Source organism: Leptolyngbya sp. GGD, assembly GCF_026735145.1.
Lineage (GTDB): Bacteria > Cyanobacteriota > Cyanobacteriia > Leptolyngbyales > Leptolyngbyaceae > Leptolyngbya > Leptolyngbya boryana.
The window spans coordinates 1,078,056-1,097,967 of sequence record NZ_JAPQKE010000002.1 but is presented as its reverse complement, the minus strand read 5'-3'; the positions used below and the strand labels follow the sequence as shown (position 1 = coordinate 1,097,967).

Here is a 19,912-nt window from a genome sequence, read left to right as displayed (position 1 = left end):
ACCAGTTCACCGAATGATGATTAACAACGCACCCTTACTCTTCAGTCAGGTTGCAGGTCAAGGGGCAAGAAGCATACACAGAAGTATGCAGAGGGTTTTCGTTGCCGCTTAACCACCGTAAGAAATCAACTTCTTGGGGATGGATACCTTTTGAGGTCAGCCAAGCAGCAGCTAGCATTACGCCAACTGCGTGCACACCCAGAACGCTAATCGAAACAAATAAGATCGAGCTAAATGGCAAAATCGTGTCCAAGACAAACGCCGCGAGTGCGCTCACTGAGACAACTAAAACAAAGACTGGGAAGCCAATCACAATCATGCAGACAGTCAGCGTGAAAACCCAAACCGAGAAGCTTTTCAGTGTAAACAAGACAGCAGAAGTTTCAGGGCTTTGACTGTTAGCCAAGGTCATAACTTTACTCCCAGAGTATAGAGGTTTATTTGATAGTGCGAAAACTTGTACGAGGATATGAAAACGAGAAACTCGTCTGACTGGCGGTTTCAGCAACCGCGCTTTGCTCATGAAAGTAGTATATGGAAAAGATTAGAAATAGTGAATAGTAGTTAAAGAAAGTTTAAATTTGTAGTGAATCTATGACAACGATTGAGTGAGATCACTGAATCTGGGTTCGCATTGTCACTGGGATTTCCACTGAGGATAAATACTTATCTTCCCTCACTCTGTTTTGCCATAAGAAATCTGCCACTGTCAACCCCACGATCGACGTTATTTGCGTAATCTTGATGGGAACTATTACGCAGTCAGGGCTGCATCGTTTTTGAAGACATGGAATTTTACGGAGGTTATTTCTGTAAAACTCACCATCATGACACTTACGCATTCAAATCCGAATCGTAGCCCTGCACACGACTCATCCTCGTTTGCAGGCTTTTTCTATGGCATCGCACACCCGCAAAATCGTTTTTCTCGCTAGCCAAGTCACACTGCTGTGTCTCACGAGTGTGTTGATCCCTCGGGCTGGACTCGCTCAAACGAGTCCAGCAGGTGTTCGGAAACTGGCAGCAGAAACGCAGTCTCAATCTGCAATTGCTGCGCTGAAACGACAGGGCAATCCTGCCATCAAAACGCTGATTCAGCTCGCGAGAGATGAGAAAGAGCCGCAGAAAAACCGAATTTTTGCGATCGTAGCCTTGGGTGAGTTGAATGCGCGCTCAGCGATTCCGGTCTTGAGTAATTTAGTCAGTGCTAGCCCAAAAGCAATTCGGCTAGCGGCACTCGATGCATTTACAAAGATTGAAAATCCTGGAAAAGAAGCGGTTGCTGCTCAAGTTACTGCCCTCAAGGATAAAGATACTGAAGTTAAGATTGCGGCGGCTCAGGCATTAACGAATGCAGGGACTGAAGCCAGTCTCGCCATCACAGATTTGATTAGTGCACTTGCAGATCCGAATTTGAAGGTGCGAGTCAAGGCGGTTGATGCGATCGCAGCGGCAGGCTCGCAAGCCAAACCCGCGATCGCAGCTTTGATGGATACTTTGAGCTCACAGGAGCGTGAATTTAAAAAAGCAGCAGTCATTGCATTAAGTAAGTTAGGACAAGACGCAAAACCTGCGGTGCCGATCTTGGCGCAACTGCTTGCAGATCCGGATTCTGAAATTCGAGTTGCAACAGCGACAACGCTAGGAACATTAGAAGGCTATGCGGCTGAAGCAGTTCCGCAATTAGCTCGGGCATTACAAAACCCGGATCGCAATACGCGATCATTTGCCGCATCTGCCTTAGGACGGATTGGAAGTCAGTCACAACCCGCAGTTCCTGACTTGACAAGATTACTCAAAGATTTCGATAAAGATGTGCGAGCGAGCGCTGCAACTGCCTTAGGACGGATTGGGTCAGAAGCGCGATCGGCATTACCTGAATTAGTGAATGCTTTGAAAGATGAAAATGTAGGAGTTCGAGTCAATTCAGCCTTCGCCGTGGGTCGGCTGGCTGGAGCTTTACAAGATAGAGCAGCCAAACTCTCTGCTGACGAACTGAGTGCGGCTTACAGCACGCTAGAGACGGCACTCCCAATTCTGGAAGATCCGCAAGCGTCTTTTAATGAGGATGTGACGAATTCGGTTCGTCGATCGCTGAAATCGCTGAAAAATGAGAAAGACTCGCGTTTGTTTGAGCAAACCTGGGAGTGGGCACAAGCGAATCCAGCAACCGCAGGAATTGTAGCCTATCTACTGGCGATGCCGTCTCTTTGGCTGATGGTGTTGCTCATTCGTCCGATCTGGCTCCTGAAGTTGAACAATGTCCTTCAGCCCTACACGGATTTTGAGATTCCAAGTCCGACAGGTGGCAGTATCAAAATTCCGCTGAGATTTGTCTTATTTGTCGGTTGGTTTCACTATCATCCGAGAGTCCTAGATGCTTGGGTCGGGCAGCAAATTGAAGTTGCCCGCGAAGCCTTTGCGCACAAGAATACGGTCAATGATCGTAAAGTCTATATTCCGATTCCAGTGGTCATGGATGGCAATGCGATCGCAGAACTGTGTAGTGAGGATCTGCATACCACGTTCTGGGATGGTCGGCAGTGTTTACTGATTTGGGGTGAAGGGGGCATTGGTAAAACGAGCTTGGCTTGCCATCTTGCTAAATGGTCGATGTCGGACAATAAGCTAGAGCGGTTGAGCCGTCATCGGATGTTGCCTGTATTGCTTGAGCAAGAGTTAGACTTCAAATTACCAGAGGATAAGAATCCGTTCCGAGAAGCGATTCGAGGACAGCTGCAAGCTCTAATTGATGCGGCTGAGCCGATTAGTGATGAATTTTTGGAAAAATTGCTGCGGCAGAGACGGATTTTGGTAATTGTCGATCGATTGTCTGAACTGAGCGAAGAAACCCGTCAGCAGATTCGTCCTGGACACCCTGATTTTCCAGCGAATGCTTTGATTGTGACTTCGCGAGTTGAAGAAACGTTAGATGAAGTTCCCAAAACAACGGTGAAGCCGCTTCGGATTGAAGGCAATCGTCTGTCATCCTTCCTCGAAGCTTATCTGAATCAGCGCAGCAAGCGGGAGCTTTTCACTGATCCAGAGTACTTTGATGCGTGTAGCCAACTCTCGAAGATGGTCGGTCAGCGCAATATTACCGTGCTACTGGCAAAGCTTTACGCTGAGCAAATGATTGCTAAAAAAGACGGCAGTGAAGATACATTGCCAGATAATATTCCAGACTTGATGTTGAGCTATTTGAATGAACTCAATCGAGATACTGCCGAAGATGAGCCTGACAATCTCATGGTGCATGAAGATGCCAAAATCATTGCTTGGGAGTGTTTAAAGCACTATTACCGTCCTGCACCAGCAAAGCGTGAAGCCATTCTCGAAGCACTCAAAGCCAAGACTAAAGCAGAAGAAGACGAAGTTAAAATTAGACTAAAGCATTTAGAAAGACGGCTGCGAATTGTCCAAGCGATCGGGCCTGCTCAAGATCAAATTTGTTTCGCGCTTGATCCACTTGCAGAATGTCTAGCAGCGTTGCATCTGGTTGAGCTTTATCAAGACGATCGATCTGCTTGGGACAACTGGTTGATACAAGCTGATGCGATGCCGGGTTCGCCTGATACGATTCAGGGTTTTCTCATGGCAATGCGAGATTGTTGCTTAACTCGCAGTGCTGAGATTGATGTGCCTGATTCTGTGTTGGAGCAATTAGGTCAAAGAGTGGGCTTGAGTGCTGAGGTACTGAGAAAATCCCAAATTGACCAGCGCATGAGACGCTTAACCCCGATGCTTTCGACTGGAGATACTGTCGATCGCATTGAGGCAATTCGCGAATTGGGCGAATTAGGAGCTGCTTCAAAAGATGTGCTTCCGGCTTTGATTCGAGAGTTTCAGGATCGTGATTGGTCTGTCCGACGAGAAGTCGCCCGTGCGATCGGGAATATTGGTCCAGAAGCGCGAACGGCTATTCCTGCCTTAGTTGAGCGATTGCGTGATGAAGATCGACGGGTCTGTACAGAAGCGATCGCGACGTTAGGGAAGTTGGGGGTCAGTGCCATTCCTGCTTTAGTGAGTGCGCTGGATGCCAAGACACCCTTTGTCCGGAGTAGTGCAGCCTGGGTGCTAGCAAGCTTCAATTCTGCCGCAAAACCTGCAATTCCAGCCCTGATTGCGGCGCTTAAGGATGAGGATTGGCAAGTTCGATGGGTGGCGGCTTATGCGCTGGGCTGTATTGGACCTGAAGCAAAATCTGCAATTCCGTCTTTGATTGAAGCATTTCGAGGCGAATATGAGCTAGTCAGTAAAGAGGCGAGCCGGACACTTTGGCGGATTAGTGGTGAAGCAGGGGTGATTGTTTCTGCATTGGGAGGAATGCAGCAGAGTAACGATCGCAACTAAAAGAGGTAAATTCGTACTAAGCAAGAGAGATTTGTTGTTCACGACAATCAATCAGATAGGGGTATACAGATAGGGGCATAACACTATACCCGACTGAGCAATCCTCTGAATGCTGCCGCATCTAAACTTAGGGTTTTGTATCCAACTTGATCGAATAAAATCACAATCTTGTCGCCTTCGTATCGCATGACTATCCCTTTACCCCAAGATCGATGGATTACATCGCTATTGAGTGCATAAGGCTGTCTGCGATCGCACTGTGGCTCAGAAATTCCTCGTCTACAGTTATCACAGATGCCACAGTGATCGTCTTTGTGTTCGCCAAAGTAGTTGAGTAAGTAGTTGCGTCGGCACTCTCGCACTTCAGCATAACCTCGCATCATTTCTAAGCGCGATCGCTCGACTTGGATCTTTCGTTCCTGAGCTTCGATAACTGCTTCTGCTGCTTGCTCTAGCTCAGAAACATCACTTGCAACGACTTCACCCGTTGGCAGCGATTTAACAACTCCAAATCCTTCTAGCTGTGACAATGCTGCTTTGAGTTTAGTTTGTGAGAGGTTGACGACTTCTTTTAAATCTTTGGGATGAATCGGCTCAGGTTGAGCTTGAATCGTTTGGGCAACTTCTACAATCTTTTCTGAATCAAGCTTGCCACTGCCAGAGAAGAATTTTCGCAGATTTAAGTCATCGGGTGTGTAAAACAGAATCGCTTCTGCAGGTTTTCCATCTCGTCCGGCTCGTCCAATCTCTTGATAGTAAGCATCGATCGAGTCACTGATGTTGTAGTGCAAGACAAACCGAACATTCGGCTTATCGATTCCCATGCCAAAAGCTGTTGTCGCAATGATTACTTCTACTTCATCGCTCATGAATGCAGTTTGAGCCTGTTCGCGCTCTTTGGCTTTGAGTCCTGCATGATATGCGATCGCAGAAACTCCAGCCTCGTTTAATTCTGCGGTAAGCTGCCCAGTCATTTTTCGAGTTGCGACATAAACAATTCCAGGCTTTTGCAGCTTTTGTACATGGTGAAGAAATGCTGATCGCTTTTCATCGTCATCTTTCTCGTATCGCTTCACACAGAGCTTTAAATTGGGTCGATTGAAGCCTCGAACAATCACGCGCGGAGTGTTCATCCCTAATCGCTGCACGATTTCCTCGCGAACAGGCGGAGAAGCAGTTGCTGTCAGTGCCAGAATAGGCGGATGTCCTACTGCATCGATCACGGTTCCTAACCGGAGGTAATCAGGACGAAAATCATGTCCCCATTGACTAATGCAATGCGCTTCATCCACAACGAATAAAGAAGGTTTTGCAGCTTGAAGAAGCTTGATCGTATCCGGATTATTGAACTGTTCTGGAGCAAGAAAGAGGAATTCGAGGTCGCCTTGTCTCCAGCGATCGAGAATCGTAGAACGCTGACTTGCTGAGATTGTCGAGTTCAGAACGGCAGCATGACCGACATCAACGTCATCCTGAGAGATCGATTCAACTTGATCGCGTTGTAGAGCTAAGAGCGGGGAAATGACGATCGTTGAACCCGGAATTTGCGCGGCAGCAAGTTGGTAGATTGCCGATTTACCTGAGCCTGTTGGCATGACTGCCAAGGTGTCACGATGGTCTAAGATTGATGCGATCGCAGCTTCTTGCCCAGGGCGGAGGTCTTCATAACCGAGATGAGTTTCTGCTAATTCTTGAATGGAAACAGTCTTTTTCTTAGGCATTTCAAACTGCGATCGTGGGGTGAAGACTCTGAGCTTTTGAACGACTCAGAGTCTTGAGAATCTCGACTTAATGCTTATCACTTGCGCCAGATAGTAAGAGCGACAATCCACCTAAAGCTGCAAGCGCGATCGTGCTGAACATTGCAGCCGGATGTTTAGTGATTACATCGCTCACACTCGGTACTTCAAGCTGTTTGAAATCGCCTTCTACGCGATCGTATCCTTGCATCGGCTCAAACAGATTATTCGGTTCTTCACCCTTCTCGTCTGAGGTTCGCTGCCCGTCAAAGCTAATCGCGAGCAGAATCGCATCGACTAAGCTTGGCGAAATCCGTTGTGCTAAATCGAGCAATCGTCCCACATCTCCAACAATGTAGTCGCGGACTGGATGTTCAGCAGCATAGAGAATCGCATCTGTGACGAGACTCGGATTATAGTAAGGCGGCAATCCCGTCGGCTTTACACCGAGCTTAGTTTTCCCTTTGTTGTAGAACGGTGTGTTAATCACCGAAGGTAGAATGTTCGCAACATTGATATTGTTATATCCTTGATGCTTCAACTCAATGCGGAGGGCATCAAGAAAGCCTGCTGTGCCATGTTTAGAAGCAGAGTAAGGACTTTGGTAAGGTAGCGATCGCCGAGCTTCCATCGACGTAATATGAATCAGCGATCCACCTTTAGCGGCTTTTAAATGAGGTAAAGCAGCCATTGCCCCATACGCTTGCCCAGTCAAATTAACATCAATGACTCGCTTGAACTCTTCAGGAGAAATGCGATCGAAGGTTGCAAACACGCTCGTTGCTGCGGCATGTACCCAAGTATCAATCCGCCCAAATCGTTCAACGGTCTTATCTGCAACGGCTTTTACTTGATCAAAATCGGCTGTATCGGCTGGAACCGCGATCGCTTCTCCACCTTGCTGCTGGATGGCTTCGACTAATGTTGCTAAGCCTTCTTGGCTCCGAGCAGAGACAACAACCTTTGCACCCTGCTCTGCAAACTTTAAGGCTGCATCGCGACCAATGCCACTCGATGCGCCCATAATCGTGACAACTTGTTGACTAATCGGCTTTAAATTCATGCTTTTATCACTTTATTCAAGTTCGTCTTCCGTCATTCGTCGATCGTCGTAATCTTCAGAGGAACGCGGTTCAAGTTCCCAGCGGCGATCATCGCGATTTTCTAAAATCTCATTGGTATGCAGAAAGTTCCGGTCATCCATTTCTAGTCCAACGGCTCGACCGAGATCATCGACAATATCCATATCCGGAGTCATTGCTGTGCCGCCAACAGATTCATCCCCAACGGCATTAGCTTGCTCGTAGTTTGCATCAATGTCTCCCCCGGTCAAATCAGGCGAAGCTTCATGAAGTTCGTGACGACGAGCCATCATCGTCCGACCGCCTATGTTGTATCCGGGTAGTTCTTCAACTCCAGTGCCATAAGACTCTGTATACTCTTGCGGAATGTCTCCGAAGTCCTGCTCGTCTTCCAAATCATCTAAATCATCGTCTTCTACTTCGCCGCCGAGGTCATTGAGCGACGCTTCTAAATCATCGAGATCAGTCGGATTTGGAAATGCTGAATCTTTGCTGTAGGTCATGATTGTGTTCTCCGTCTTAGAAAGCATCGCACTTTTGCAAGGTAACGAATTTGAGGACTTCTGCAACTCAGCAAATAGAAAGTTTGTTGATCCATCAAAAGTAAGAGCTTTGCTTCTGTCATCAGAGCGAGGAGCGATCGATACTCCCCTCTTACGCTAGGAGAGCATTGGGACACTGGGAGATATGGTGATGACTGAAGGATCGAAGCGGGTCGCAATCTTAATTGAACAGGGCGTAGAGGATGCAGAGTTTCAACTTCCCTACAATGCTCTGAAAAAAGCAGGGGCTGAAGTGGTGGTGCTCGGATCGCGTATCAATGAAGAATATAAGGGCAAGCAAGGCAAGCTGACAATCAAAGCAGACGCTACGACAACAGAAGCGATTGCCACGGATTTTGATGCGGTCATTGTGCCGGGAGGACAAGCTCCTGACAAGATGCGAACAAACCTGAAGACCGTACAGTTCGTAGAAGATGCACTGGAGAATGGTGTTTTAGTTGCTTCAGTCTGTCACGGGCCGCAAGTGTTGATTGAAGGTGACATGCTGAAAGGCGTTCGTGCGACTGGATTTCGAGCCATTCGCAAAGATATGCAGAATGCAGGCGCAGAATTTGTAGATGAGCCTTTGGTGATCGATGACAACTTGATTACCTCGCGTCGTCCGGGAGATCTGCCGATTTTTGTCACAGCCATCTTACAGCACTTGGGATTGAGTATTCCTGATACAACCTTGCCGCCTGTGAGCGATATGGATGCAGGCTGGTGGAAACTCGGCGAAGACTGGGGTGGTTCGAGTAAGAGCGAGATTGTTCAGGCGATTAATACTGCACTTTCCGGCGAAAAATATGGATTAGAAGCATTCCAGCACTATTTGGATAATGCCGTAGATGATGCCATGAAAGAAGTATTCCAGGAGGTTTGCCAGCATAAGCAGCAGCATGTTCAACAATTAGAAGCAAGATTATCTGTCTTGGGCGAGCAGCCTTCTCTTACGGCAAATGTGAGTAATGTCTATGCAAGCATTAAGTCCTTTTTCCAAAACAATCAAACGGATGTAGAGATTCTGCGACGCGCGCTCGGCGATATCCAAACCGGAGTCGTCGATACCTACAATCTGCGGAATAAAATCACTGATCCGGCAACAGTCGAGATTTTTGATCAGATGGAAATTACTTTGGCGCGGGATGAATCTCGGATTGCCAATCTTTACAAGGATCGATTGGGCGAACGAACTCCTCAATCTCCGATGCCATCCAGTCGTCCTGCTGCAACAGGTGCGTAAATACAGGCTTGGAACTCGGAGGAAATTCCGAGTTCCGCTTTTTCAAACAGGTTTTCAAACAGGATGAATTATGGAAACTGAATCAAACAAAATTATCAATTCCTCAGAAACGCAGCCCCAATCTCTAACTGATACCGAAAAGTGGGCATCGATCGTGGGCGGCAGTGCGATGGTGCTGTTTGGCTTGCAACAGCGATCGCTAAGAGGAGTTTTAACTGCGATCGCAGGTGGAAGTCTTGCTTACCACGGTGCTACGGCTGAGAAAAGTCTGACCGACAAAGTGTCCGATGCAGTGGGTATCAATCAATCACTGAAAGTTGAAAAGACCGTCACGATTAGAAAATCAGCCGAGGAACTTTACAACTACTGGCATAATTTTGAGAATCTACCGACCTTCATGAAGCATGTGAAGTCGGTGACAGTCACGGATGGAAGGCGATCGCATTGGATTGCAAACGCTCCGTTAGGACAATCCGTTGAATGGGATGCAGACATTATCAAAGACGAACCGAATCATTTAATTGCTTGGGCATCAGCCGAAAACGCAGAAGTCAATAATTCAGGGTTTGTGCGGTTTAGTCCTGCTCCGGGCGATCGCGGAACCGAAGTCAAAGTCGTGCTGGAATATGACATCCCTGGGGGAAGAGTCAGCGCTGCGATCGCAAAACTGTTTGGTGAAGAACCAGAACAGCAGATTGGAGACGAACTTCGCCGCTTCAAGCAATTGATGGAAGCTGGAGAAATCGCAACGACTGAAGGGCAGCCTCGCTGTCATGGTTAATTTATCAAAGAGTCAATTATGAAAGCAGTCTGTTGGCATGGTGCGAACGATGTTCGTGTCGATAATGTGCCTGATCCCACACTTTTGAACCCCAGAGATGCCATTCTCAAAGTTACAGCTACCACGATTTGCGGCTCAGATCTGCATATCTATGATGGCTATATTCCCTCCATGCAGCCCGGAGACATTATCGGGCATGAATTTATGGGGGAAATTGTCGAGACGGGACGCGAAGTCAAAAAATTGAAGAAAGGCGATCGCGTTGTTGTTTCTTCGATTATTGGCTGTGGTCAATGTCACTATTGCAGCCATCACCAATGGTCATTGTGCGATAACTCAAATCCCAATGGTGCTTTACAAGAGCCAATCTTTGGGTTTGGAACTGCGGGAATTTTTGGCTATTCGCATCTGTTCGGTGGCTATGCTGGCTCACAAGCACAATATGTCCGGATTCCATTTGCTGATCATGGCTGTATCAAAGTGCCAGATGGTATGACCGATGAGCAGGCTTTACCGATTTCTGATGCCTTTCCCACGGGATATATGGGCGCAGATATGTGTGACATTAAGCCTGGAGATGTCGTCGCGGTTTGGGGTTGCGGGCCAGTTGGATTGTTTGCGATTAAGAGCGCCTATTTACTAGGAGCAGAAAAAGTAATCGCTATCGATCGCTTCCCAGAACGGTTGCAAATGGCGAAAACACAGTGCAATGCAGAAGTCATCAACTATGAAGAAGTAGATGCGGGAGATGCGCTCAAAGAAATGACAGGTGGACGTGGCCCCGATGCTTGTATCGATGCTGTCGGACTTGAGTCACATGGAACTGGAGTCATGGGTTTCTATGACGAAGTAAAACAGAGTGTTCGGCTTGAAACTGATCGACCTCACGTTCTGCGGCAAATGATTGTGGCTTGTAAGAAGGGCGGCGTGATTTCGGTGATGGGTGTCTATGCTGGCTTTGTCGATAAGATGCCGATGGGTGCTGCTTTTAATAAAGGTCTGACGTTCAAAATGGGTCAGATGCATGGACAGCGCTACATGCCGAAGCTGATTGATCATGTTCTCAAAGGTGAGATTGATCCAGCCTTTGTGTTTTCACATCACATGCCGCTGACTGAAGCAAAGCAAGCTTACGAAATGTTCAAGCATAAAACCGATAAGTGCATCAAAGTTCTCCTCAAACCATAATGATGAAATTACTTCAAAAATTCTTTTCTACGATCGTTCTTAGTCTTATTCTCTTCGTCGGCTTCTCGAACATTCCTGCTCACGCTGCTATTACGCCTGGAGAAGCAAAAGGTGTTATTCGCGATTCTGGCAGCATGATGGAAGCAGCAGAAAAGCTCCGAGAAGCAGATTCAACAGCAGAAGTTCGCCAACAGTATAAATTTGATGGCGAAAACAAGATTCATACGGCTCAAGATCCGATCGCGAAAACTCAAGACAAACTAAAAGGCGCAGTTGAGAATGTGAAAGAAAAGCTCAATCTAGATGAGCCTCTTCCACCTTCCACGAAAAAGTTTCTGGGCAAACGCGAAGAAATCGGCGAGTCGAACGGCAAAACCTTGGTGAGAGAAGATCCAGGTTCTTATCAACGCAATCGCCAAACTCAAGTCTTTACTGAGGAAAAATAGATGAAAGCACTTTGCTGGCATGGCGCGCTCGATGTCCGAGTCGATAACGTGCCTGATCCGAAAATTCTTAATCCCAGAGATGCGATCGTCAAAATTACTTCAACAGCAATTTGTGGTTCTGACCTGCATATCTATGATGGTTTCATTCCAACAATGCAGTCGGGCGATATTCTCGGTCATGAATTCATGGGTGAGATTGTTGAAGTTGGGCCTTCGGTAAAGAATCTGAAAATTGGCGATCGTGTCGTTGTTCCGTTTACGATCGCCTGTGGAAGCTGTGAATTTTGCCATCGTGATTTGTGGTCATTATGCGATAACTCGAATCCCAATGCTTGGCTGATTGAGCCGCTGTATGGTCATTCTCCGGCTGGATTGTTTGGCTATTCACACTTCTTTGGTGGATATGCAGGCGGACAAGCAGAATATGTGCGAGTTCCCTTTGCAGACACAGGACTTTTCAAAGTGCCATCTGAGCTAACCGATGAACAGGTCTTGTTCTTAACGGATATTTTTCCGACAGGCTACATGGCTGCGGAGCATTGTGATATCAAACCAGGTCACGTTGTGGCAGTCTGGGGCTGTGGTCCAGTAGGGCAGTTTGCAATTAAGAGTGCTTTTCTACTCGGTGCAGAACGAGTGATTGCGATCGATCGTGTACCTGAGCGACTTGAACTTGCAAAACGCTACAGTGGCGCGGAAGTGCTCAACTATGAAGAAGTTGATGTAGGCGAAGCTGTCAAAGAACTGACGGGCGGGCGCGGCCCCGATTCAGTGATTGATGCTGTGGGCTTAGAAGCGCATGGAACCAACATTGATTACTGGATGGATAAAGCGAAGCAAGCGGTGAGATTAGAAACCGATCGACCTACAGCATTGCGGCAAGTCATTGTTGCTTGTAGTAAAGGTGGAACTGTTTCTGTACCGGGTGTCTATGGAGGCTTCATCGATAAAATGCCGATGGGTGCTGCCTTTAATAAAGGGCTAACCTTTAAGATGGGTCAAACTCATGTGCATCGATATCTTCAGCCGTTAATCGATCGGATTCAACGCGGAGAGATTGATCCGTCGTTTGTGGTGACGCACACTCTACCTTTAGAGCAAGCCCCTCACGGTTATGAGATCTTCAAGAAGAAGCAGGATAACTGCATTAAGGTTGTGTTGAAGCCTTAACGTCGAACTGCTTAACGTCGAACTGCTGTGAACTGGTTGGATTCCCTCGTTCCTGCTAACAACAGGAATGAGGGAATCGTTTTAGGTATACTTCATACCAAGATTTAGCTAAGTCACAATCACGAACTTGCCGCTTGACAAGTCATAGCGTCCCCCAACAATTTTGAGTTTGCCTTCTTTGATCAAGCCAGCCAAGATAGTTGAACTCTCTGCCAGCCGCTCCGCCTGATATTGCACATTTGCGATAACTGCATTTTGCTGTAAGTCCCCCGTTTTCGCGACCACACGCGCAACAGCAGGCTTAATCTCTTCTACAAACGTACCTATGCGACCGGGTAAGGGGTCGCCTTTCGTGGCTGCTACGACTGCCCCACAACGGCTATGCCCCACGACTACAATGAGTTGCGAACCCAGTACAGCCGTAGAAAATTCTAAACTGCCGATCGCAGTTTGACTCGCCACATTTCCGGCAACGCGAACGACAAACAAATCTCCTAAGCCTTGGTCAAACACGATTTCAGCAGGCACTCGCGAATCTGCACACCCCAAAATCGACGCGAAGGGGTATTGAGCAACAGCAGTTTCTTGCAGACGCAAGCGAGATTGATTCGGGTTTTGTCGCTTCCCTTCCATAAAGCGCTGATTCCCTTCGAGCAGTCGCTTTAGGGCAGCTTCCGGGCTAACAGGCTGAGGTTTGGTAGTAGGGTTTTGTGCTACGGCTGCTTCTGGATGCCACAGAAATCCGCTGCTCGCAGCAACACCCATTCCGCCTAATCCGGCAAGTTGCAGAAATGATCGTCGTCCAATAAATCCGTGTCTTTGAGTCATTTAATCAACCTCAAGCTACTATCATCAATGCAATTTTCTCTATCGATAGCATTGATACAGGTGATGAGGAGACTATATCAGAATCACTGTTCACTTATTCAGCTAAGCCTGTCCATCCATACGAACTGGAGTTGAGGCTCAATCGAAGAGCAATCCTCTCTAACGATCGCGAATTGAATCAGGTTGGCAAGTACTCTTAACGCTTTGCAAGCGAATGTGCTAGGAAAAAGCTCGGAGGTAGTTAATTCACGAGCTTAGTAAAGTTCGTACTTCATCAACTGACAAGGTAATGCACCATTGTAAACTGCAAATCTTTGCGACGATCGCAGTCCGATCGATTGAGCAAGCTCCTTATTTCCGCTCAGAACAAAGGCTGTCCAACCTTTGAAACGTTGCTTTAATACATTGCCTAAGCGTTTGTAGAATGCGCCTAAGTCGCTATCTCGACCTAAGCGCTCACCATAAGGTGGATTGCAAAACAGTACCCCACTATCTGCGGGTGCAGCAACGTCTTCTAGCTCGATCGTTGAAAAATAGACATGGTTTGATACCCCACAATTGGTCGCATTGACGATCGCTTGTTCAATTACTTCTGGATTGCGATCGCTGCCCCAAATTGGTGCAGGCAAACTTTCTCGCTGGCTCGCTTCTGCTGCTTTAATTAGCTCATCCAGTAAATTTAGATCAGCATCGAGCCAGGTTTCAAATCCAAATCGTTCACGAAATAGTCCTGGGGCAACATTCAGCGCTTTCAAACTTGCCTCTAAAGGCAACGTCCCAGACCCACAAAGCGGATCGTAAAACATTTGCTCTGGCTGCCATCCAGAGAGTTGGATCAATGCGGCAGCGAGTGATTCTTTTAGAGGAGCTGCACCAACGGCAGGGCGATATCCCCGACGATGTAAACTCTCACCCGAACTATCGAGGCTCACCGTACAAAGGTCACGATCGATGTGTACTGTAACTTGCACATCAGGAGATTGCAATTCGACATTAGAGCGATCGCTAAATCGATCTTGCTGCTGATCAACGATCGCGTTTTTGACCTGAAGCGCTGTGAAATGAGTATGGTTGAGCTGTTGATTTTTGCCTGTTGCCTTCACAGCTAAGGTCATATCGGGAGTTAGATACAATGACCAATCGATGGATTGCACTCCCCGATACAAGTCTTCCGAATCCTGACAGGGAAACTCATGTAACTTCATCAAAATCCGAAATGGTAATCTTGCCCAAAGGTTAACGCGATAGAGAAGATCACGATCGCCTGTGAATGAAACGCCACAAAATCCAGGCTCGATCGTTTTTGCTCCTAACTGCTCTAATTCCTGTGCAGCTAGGGATTCGAGTCCCCGCGCGACTGTTGCAAAATACTGATTCATCATTTAGAGCGCTTCTCTCACTAACTGTGCAGTTCGCTCTGCACTATCAATTATCGCGATCGACAATGCCTGCTGACTCATTGTTGCTAACCGAGCTGGATCATTCAATAGGTCAAGCACCGATTGCTGAAGTTGCTCGGCACTTAATTCCGCTTGTCGAAACATCTCTGCTGCACCTACTCGAACCATTACCATCGCATTAAAAGCTTGATGATCCTCTGCGGCAAATGGATAAGGAATTAGAATTGCAGGCGTTCCTGTAACTAGCAACTCAGTCACAGTTCCGGCTCCCGATCGACTAATTGCTAAATCGGCTCGCTGAAACAATGCCGCCATATTTTGATAGAACGGCAACGCTAAATACTGCGGATGCTGCAAGCTTTTTACGTCTGGATCGTTTTCTCCAGTCAAATGCACGACCCAAGCGCCTTTCTCAAACCAAGCAGGAGCCGCTTCGCGCACGAGTTTATTCATCGCGACTGCACCTTGACTGCCTCCGACCACCACAATCAGCGGCACTCCATCGGGAATTGGCAAATCTGGCAATTCCGGATTAGCAAGTGCTGCTCGAAACTGCGATCGTACAGGCGTTCCCACTACAACGGTTTTTGCTTTCCGTAATGATTTGGCTGCGACATCAAATCCGATCGCCACAACGGTACACCAAGGCGCAAAAAATCGCGTCACTTTTCCGGGTAAAGCATTCGATTCATGCAAAATCACAGGCAATCCCAAGGTTCGAGCCGCGATAATTGCAGGTGCAGAGATGTATCCTCCAGTCGTCACTACGCCTTCAAACTTACCTCGCCGGATAATTTGGCGGACTTGACGAATCGAGTTGATCAAGCGAAATAGAATCTTCAGCGTCCCTAAGCCGAATTTTTGCTGAAAGCCTGCAACGGAGATTTTGTGCATCGGATAGCGATCGCCCACAAGTTGTGATTCTAGACGATCCGGAACTCCAAGCCATTCGATATGAAACTCTGGCAACTGTTCCGCAATTGCGATCGCAGGAAAAACATGTCCTCCTGTTCCACTAGCAGCAATCAGGAGACGGCGCGATTTAGGCTGATTTAACGAGGATTCCACGGCGAAATTAACAGAACACGAAGGGATTCTACCGCACTCTGGAAAGCATGACAGAAATTATTCTCAGTTCATGTTGGGAATTCGCCTCAGTCCTGAAAAACTTGCTCAATCTGGCAGTACTGTCTCTGCAAGCTCCATCGGTAATCCCACTAAAGATTTCACTCGCAGTTCCTGATAAAACTCATCCTGCGATAATTCCACTTTTGACTGTGCCGACAGCAGCAACAACGCCCAAAACACCCCAACCCGCTCATGATTTTCCGTATGATGCGGGTCAATTTTATTGTTCCGTTCCTGCACTGCGACCCAAAACTCTAAAACCAATTCAAAATCGATCCAGTCTTTGCCATGCGAGACTTCTGACCAGTGATCCGCAAAAAATTCCTCGATCGCAACTGCCATCTCAGACAGATTTTCTTCATGCGCCAAAGCGGCGATCGTTTTAACGGCTTCGGCACGCGGAACTTTCAGCCGTTTCGTCCGAGGTCGCGGCTCCTTCTCTTCTAATGCCACCGCAATAATTTGCAGTTGCTCAATCAATTCTTTCAGCGTGACGCGCCGTCGTTGTGGCGGTTGAGCAACCGCGCGACGACGAAGTTGCCGTTCCAAATTCAAGGGCAAAACCGTTTGCCCAACTGCCATTTCATCAAAAAACTCTTCTTCCGGGAACTCCGAAACCTCTGGCGTAATCTCGACCTGTGCCAGCGTATTCGCTTTCAGCAATAGCAACATCGAGGCATAGAGAAACGCTTGCCCCGATTGAGAAAGATTTGCCTCATAGAGTTCGCGTCCAGTCGCCGGAGCAAGCTCACTGAGAAAGCGATCAATCACATCAATTACCTTCACGTCCCACGGATCGATTTCACCGCGTTCAGCCAGATCAATTAAAAGTGATATCGCATCTTGAGCGAGAGAAACTGCCATAAAATAGCTTGGAAATTAGCGGATCTTAACGCGTGCGAAATAGACAGCAGCCAGAATAATCAAGGCTAATAGCGTCAATGGTACACAAAAACTCCACGGACGACTCGATAAAAGATTAATCTGGCTGACTGAGTTTGTCACGTCGATCGGCATTTCTCCAAAGTTCATAGTGGGGAGTGGGGAGATGTGGAGCAGCAACCATGATTTCAGATCTTCACCCTATTCCCCTATTCCCCCATTCTCCTACTGCGCATAAACCTCTGCATCTTGAACATTCGATGCCGCAGGCAATAGACGTTGCTGCTCTTCCAGTTCAGCCTTATACCGTTGGATATCGTCTTCGAGTTCATGAATCCGCTCGTCTCGAACGGTGACTTCTTTGCCGATTTCAACGGTATGTTGGACGTGCGACCAAACACTAAACACCCAAGCTAAAACTGCACCAATTCCGGCTGAGAGAATCAGCTCGACCGATAAAGGGGCTTGAAACTGAATGTTTTTAACAATGTGAATCACGACAGGCTCGGTGTTTTCGATGCCGAATAACACCAAAGCTAAGCAGATGACAAAAATGATTACAAAATTTACTTGTCTCATCGTTTGATGCTCCGAATCACGCCGCTAGTTTAGCAAGATTCAGCAGAAACTAATTTGAAGAAAATCTAAGTAAATGATTAAACAGTTCTGCCCCCGCTGCACGATCGCGGTTACTCGATTTGAGTTTAAGCGGGTGGCAGTTCTTTCTCAGGGGGAATCACGATCGCTGAATTTCCCTGCACGATCGCATCAATGATGCCCTTAATCGTTCCTGCAATTGGAACTGCCACAATGATGCCTAACACTCCCGCCACCTGAAGTCCAATCAATAATGCAATAAAAATCCACAAAGGATTTAACCCCGTAAAATCTCCCATAATCTTGGGCGCAATCAGATTGTCTCGAATTTGCTGAAGCACGATCGCAGCGAATGCCACCTGAACGGCAAGCCAACCGCTCTGAAACGCTACCAATAACGTTACCAGTCCAATTCCCAAGGTCGCACCGATAAATGGAATAATTTCCGCAACGCCGATGATCAGCGCAAACACTAACGTAAACGGCACTTTCAATGCGGTAAAGACTGGGATCACCGCTAACGCCATAAACAGCGCTAGGACAATTTGACTCAAGAAGAAGTTATGAAAATTTGTTCTCAGAGATCGACTCAACGGAACCGAAAACTTCGCTGGAATCAGATTTAAGAATCCAGTCCAAAGTTGTCCCCCGTACATCAACATATAAAACGCCAGCACAATCACCAGAACCGTATCGACTAAGCCTGTTACGGTTCCCAATGCCAGCCCTAAAGCTTGCGGGGCAATGTTTTGCAACTGGTTCTCAATCTGTGTACTCAGCCGTCCGCCAAATCCTTTGAGATCGATCGGATAATTTCGCGCTTTCGCCCAATTGTCCCAAAATTCTAAATTTGATTGGCTCAATTCTAACCAACCCGGAATTTTCCCCAAGAGTTGGGTGGTCTGGGTGAGCAAAATCGGCATCAAAGTCGTCGCCAAAATCGCCACAAGCGCGATCGTCATCACGATCACAATCACGATCGCTCCTTGCCGTTTAATCCGAAGTCTCTCAAAGGCTTGGACGGGATAATCGAGGAGAAACGCCAGAATTGCCGCGATCGTCAACACAGTAAATAGGTGATCAAAATATGACACGACCCATCCAAGCAGATAGACATTCAAGGCAATAATTGGACCACTTAGCCCAATCATCAACAAGCGCTGTAAATCGTGAGAAGGACGAGCCATATTGCCTTAACTCACTGTCACTGGCTGCTGTTTTTTGAAAAAGATTCCAGCCGCTACGATCGCCGCAATCACCAACGCTCCGATGCCCAATGGGTTAGGCATCCAAAATGCCGTTTCAATATGATTTTGTACACCCGGTTGAAGTGTCCAAATCAATTGTTTGCCGTTTCGACGAGCCGGAATCACCACCCCATTCTTTGTCCGGTTCAGACTCTGTGCGCCCCACGGAGCCTCGACGCTAAACTGCAAATCTAGCAATGAATTTGGACTAATTGGACTGTCTGCAGCAATTCCTAGCGATCGTAGATCGATGTCATAAATCAATCGCGTCCGCTCCAAGACAATGAAATTTCCTTGCTGCACCACAAATTTAGAATCGATTTTCGGCAATTCCAGGGATTTCTTGCCGCGAACTTTTGCCGCAAGTTCTGTGCTGAAAAACTCGTTAAATTTCTTCTCTAAGTCTTGCCCGTTGCTAAATGGAATGGTGGCAATGATCTCATTACTGGAGACTTTGCGAATTTTGCCCTGCAATTTGCGAGTGCGTTGCTCAATATTGGCGAGCCAAGTTTGAGATGTCCCACTGGTCAATAAGCGATCGTCGAGCTGAATTTTTTGGACGATCGCGCCCCCGTTTGGACTATCAAACTGCACCCCGACATCGTAGTTGACACAGCCGGACGTGATCAGACAAACGACAAACAAAATGATGAAATGTTTGAGCAAGCGAGCGAGTTTAGCAATCATATCGGGGGCGATTCAGTCAGTGTCTTCTATGATGTACCACGATGCGAGGTATAAATCCCTAACTTAGCCAAACTAAACCTGCAATAATCGCGATCGCGGCGATTAATGCTACCCAAATAAAAGCGTTGTCTTGGGTATTCACTTGGCTCAGATCAACTTCTTCCGGCACAATCGGTTTTTTTGGCTCCACTCGTCTGGTTGGCTTTGTTGGCGCAAATTTAGACCGTCCAAAATCGCGATCGGATTCATTTTCATCGATTCCTTCTAAATTCGGAATTTCGGTGAGCCATTCCGGTCGCGTCTTTAATCTTGGTGCTTCTAGAATGTAGAGCAAGCGTTTGCCCTGTTTGCGAATGGTCAAATCTGGATGTTGGCAAGCTTTGCGACACAGGGTAATTGCTTCGGTTCTCTGCCCTGCTGCTTCATAAGCGGTCACTAACCAAATTTGCATCTCGCCCCCAAGTTTAGACCCTGGTTCGACCAGCGCATTCGATCGCTCTAAAGCGGTGACTGCTTGCCGATAATCTCCCCGCTCAAAAGCTGCTTTTCCTGCTTGATATTCCCGTTGTGCAAGCTCTTTCTGTTCTGTTGTCATGCCG

19 protein-coding genes are annotated in these 19,912 nt (G+C 47.3%); 6 read left to right on the top strand and 13 right to left on the bottom strand.

Translation table 11 applies throughout. From position 1 onward, the window contains the following. Positions 1-34: 34 nt before the first annotated feature. The gene (locus OU814_RS13965) at positions 35-412 is read right to left on the bottom strand and encodes a hypothetical protein (RefSeq protein WP_017286580.1); all 378 of its coding nucleotides are present in this window, start codon (positions 410-412) and stop codon (positions 35-37) included. A 485-nt stretch (positions 413-897) separates the two neighbouring features. On the opposite strand from OU814_RS13965, the gene OU814_RS13960 reads away from it, so the two are divergent. Next, complete coding sequence (locus OU814_RS13960) at positions 898-4,353, top strand: HEAT repeat domain-containing protein (protein WP_268183655.1); 3,456 nt, start codon at positions 898-900, stop codon at positions 4,351-4,353. Positions 4,354-4,436: 83 nt separating this feature from the next. Here OU814_RS13960 and OU814_RS13955 read toward each other — a convergent pair whose 3' ends face one another. From OU814_RS13955 to OU814_RS13945, 3 genes are all read right to left on the bottom strand, one after another. After that, positions 4,437-6,074 carry a RecQ family ATP-dependent DNA helicase gene (locus tag OU814_RS13955; protein WP_268183653.1) on the bottom strand — a complete coding sequence of 546 codons (1,638 nt, stop codon included), beginning with the start codon at positions 6,072-6,074 and terminating at the stop codon, positions 4,437-4,439. 67 nt (positions 6,075-6,141) lie between these two features. After that, positions 6,142-7,155, bottom strand: coding sequence for an SDR family oxidoreductase (locus OU814_RS13950; protein WP_268183650.1), 1,014 nt, complete (start codon positions 7,153-7,155; stop codon positions 6,142-6,144). 12 nt (positions 7,156-7,167) lie between these two features. After that, a complete protein-coding gene (locus OU814_RS13945; RefSeq protein WP_017286576.1) occupies positions 7,168-7,677 on the bottom strand; it encodes a DUF6335 family protein in 510 nt (169 codons plus the stop codon). Between the two features lie 190 nt (positions 7,678-7,867). On the opposite strand from OU814_RS13945, the gene OU814_RS13940 reads away from it, so the two are divergent. The 5 genes from OU814_RS13940 (at position 7,868) to OU814_RS13920 (ending at position 12,544) form a co-directional block, all read left to right on the top strand. After that, positions 7,868-8,959, top strand: a complete 1,092-nt coding sequence (locus OU814_RS13940; RefSeq protein ID WP_268183647.1) for a DJ-1/PfpI/YhbO family deglycase/protease — start codon at positions 7,868-7,870, stop codon at positions 8,957-8,959. A 70-nt stretch (positions 8,960-9,029) separates the two neighbouring features. Continuing rightward, positions 9,030-9,740, top strand: a complete 711-nt coding sequence (locus OU814_RS13935) for an SRPBCC family protein (RefSeq protein WP_268183645.1) — start codon at positions 9,030-9,032, stop codon at positions 9,738-9,740. An 18-nt stretch (positions 9,741-9,758) separates the two neighbouring features. Continuing rightward, a complete protein-coding gene (locus OU814_RS13930; RefSeq protein WP_268183642.1) occupies positions 9,759-10,928 on the top strand; it encodes a zinc-dependent alcohol dehydrogenase in 1,170 nt (389 codons plus the stop codon). Beyond that, positions 10,928-11,374 carry a hypothetical protein gene (locus OU814_RS13925; protein WP_268183640.1) on the top strand — a complete coding sequence of 149 codons (447 nt, stop codon included), beginning with the start codon at positions 10,928-10,930 and terminating at the stop codon, positions 11,372-11,374. Before OU814_RS13930 ends, OU814_RS13925 begins: the two co-directional genes overlap by 1 nt. Continuing rightward, positions 11,375-12,544: a zinc-dependent alcohol dehydrogenase gene (locus OU814_RS13920; protein WP_017286570.1), complete on the top strand. Its 1,170-nt coding sequence runs from the start codon at positions 11,375-11,377 to the stop codon at positions 12,542-12,544. A 108-nt stretch (positions 12,545-12,652) separates the two neighbouring features. Here the strand turns inward: OU814_RS13920 and OU814_RS13915 are convergent, their stop codons facing one another. From OU814_RS13915 to OU814_RS13875, 9 genes are all read right to left on the bottom strand, one after another. After that, on the bottom strand, positions 12,653-13,372 hold the full coding sequence (locus tag OU814_RS13915; protein WP_268183637.1) for a carbonic anhydrase: 720 nt from the start codon (positions 13,370-13,372) through the stop codon (positions 12,653-12,655). A gap of 254 nt (positions 13,373-13,626) precedes the next feature. Further along, entirely contained in the window at positions 13,627-14,754 is a 1,128-nt protein-coding gene (locus OU814_RS13910) for a THUMP domain-containing class I SAM-dependent RNA methyltransferase (RefSeq protein ID WP_326498301.1), read from the bottom strand. After that, positions 14,755-15,840, bottom strand: a complete 1,086-nt coding sequence (murG, locus tag OU814_RS13905; protein WP_268183635.1) for an undecaprenyldiphospho-muramoylpentapeptide beta-N-acetylglucosaminyltransferase — start codon at positions 15,838-15,840, stop codon at positions 14,755-14,757. Positions 15,841-15,945: 105 nt separating this feature from the next. Beyond that, positions 15,946-16,764, bottom strand: coding sequence for a segregation/condensation protein A (locus tag OU814_RS13900; protein WP_017286566.1), 819 nt, complete (start codon positions 16,762-16,764; stop codon positions 15,946-15,948). A gap of 15 nt (positions 16,765-16,779) precedes the next feature. After that, entirely contained in the window at positions 16,780-16,932 is a 153-nt protein-coding gene (locus OU814_RS13895; protein WP_154660823.1) for a hypothetical protein, read from the bottom strand. A gap of 75 nt (positions 16,933-17,007) precedes the next feature. Next, the gene (locus OU814_RS13890; protein ID WP_017286565.1) at positions 17,008-17,361 is read right to left on the bottom strand and encodes a LapA family protein; all 354 of its coding nucleotides are present in this window, start codon (positions 17,359-17,361) and stop codon (positions 17,008-17,010) included. A 125-nt stretch (positions 17,362-17,486) separates the two neighbouring features. Next, a complete protein-coding gene (locus tag OU814_RS13885) occupies positions 17,487-18,566 on the bottom strand; it encodes an AI-2E family transporter (RefSeq protein WP_017286564.1) in 1,080 nt (359 codons plus the stop codon). Between the two features lie 6 nt (positions 18,567-18,572). Beyond that, complete coding sequence (locus OU814_RS13880) at positions 18,573-19,313, bottom strand: DUF3153 domain-containing protein (RefSeq protein WP_268183630.1); 741 nt, start codon at positions 19,311-19,313, stop codon at positions 18,573-18,575. Positions 19,314-19,371: 58 nt separating this feature from the next. Beyond that, entirely contained in the window at positions 19,372-19,908 is a 537-nt protein-coding gene (locus OU814_RS13875; protein WP_268183627.1) for a hypothetical protein, read from the bottom strand. Positions 19,909-19,912 lie beyond the last annotated feature (4 nt).

Excerpts from the sequence above, each read along its gene's own strand:
- OU814_RS13945 (WP_017286576.1), bottom strand. The coding sequence starts at position 7,677 with ATGACCTACAGCAAAGATTCAGCATTTCCAAATCCGACTGATCTCGAT.
- OU814_RS13960 (WP_268183655.1), top strand. The coding sequence starts at position 898 with ATGGCATCGCACACCCGCAAAATCGTTTTTCTCGCTAGCCAAGTCACA.
- OU814_RS13930 (WP_268183642.1), top strand. The coding sequence starts at position 9,759 with ATGAAAGCAGTCTGTTGGCATGGTGCGAACGATGTTCGTGTCGATAAT.
- OU814_RS13895 (WP_154660823.1), bottom strand. The coding sequence starts at position 16,932 with ATGAACTTTGGAGAAATGCCGATCGACGTGACAAACTCAGTCAGCCAG.
- OU814_RS13875 (WP_268183627.1), bottom strand. The coding sequence starts at position 19,908 with ATGACAACAGAACAGAAAGAGCTTGCACAACGGGAATATCAAGCAGGA.
- OU814_RS13925 (WP_268183640.1), top strand. The coding sequence starts at position 10,928 with ATGATGAAATTACTTCAAAAATTCTTTTCTACGATCGTTCTTAGTCTT.
- OU814_RS13965 (WP_017286580.1), bottom strand. The coding sequence starts at position 412 with ATGACCTTGGCTAACAGTCAAAGCCCTGAAACTTCTGCTGTCTTGTTT.
- OU814_RS13940 (WP_268183647.1), top strand. The coding sequence starts at position 7,868 with ATGACTGAAGGATCGAAGCGGGTCGCAATCTTAATTGAACAGGGCGTA.
- OU814_RS13950 (WP_268183650.1), bottom strand. The coding sequence starts at position 7,155 with ATGAATTTAAAGCCGATTAGTCAACAAGTTGTCACGATTATGGGCGCA.
- OU814_RS13910 (WP_326498301.1), bottom strand. The coding sequence starts at position 14,754 with ATGATGAATCAGTATTTTGCAACAGTCGCGCGGGGACTCGAATCCCTA.
- OU814_RS13890 (WP_017286565.1), bottom strand. The coding sequence starts at position 17,361 with ATGAGACAAGTAAATTTTGTAATCATTTTTGTCATCTGCTTAGCTTTG.
- OU814_RS13915 (WP_268183637.1), bottom strand. The coding sequence starts at position 13,372 with ATGACTCAAAGACACGGATTTATTGGACGACGATCATTTCTGCAACTT.
- OU814_RS13935 (WP_268183645.1), top strand. The coding sequence starts at position 9,030 with ATGGAAACTGAATCAAACAAAATTATCAATTCCTCAGAAACGCAGCCC.
- OU814_RS13900 (WP_017286566.1), bottom strand. The coding sequence starts at position 16,764 with ATGGCAGTTTCTCTCGCTCAAGATGCGATATCACTTTTAATTGATCTG.
- OU814_RS13885 (WP_017286564.1), bottom strand. The coding sequence starts at position 18,566 with ATGGCTCGTCCTTCTCACGATTTACAGCGCTTGTTGATGATTGGGCTA.
- OU814_RS13955 (WP_268183653.1), bottom strand. The coding sequence starts at position 6,074 with ATGCCTAAGAAAAAGACTGTTTCCATTCAAGAATTAGCAGAAACTCAT.
- OU814_RS13920 (WP_017286570.1), top strand. The coding sequence starts at position 11,375 with ATGAAAGCACTTTGCTGGCATGGCGCGCTCGATGTCCGAGTCGATAAC.
- OU814_RS13880 (WP_268183630.1), bottom strand. The coding sequence starts at position 19,313 with ATGATTGCTAAACTCGCTCGCTTGCTCAAACATTTCATCATTTTGTTT.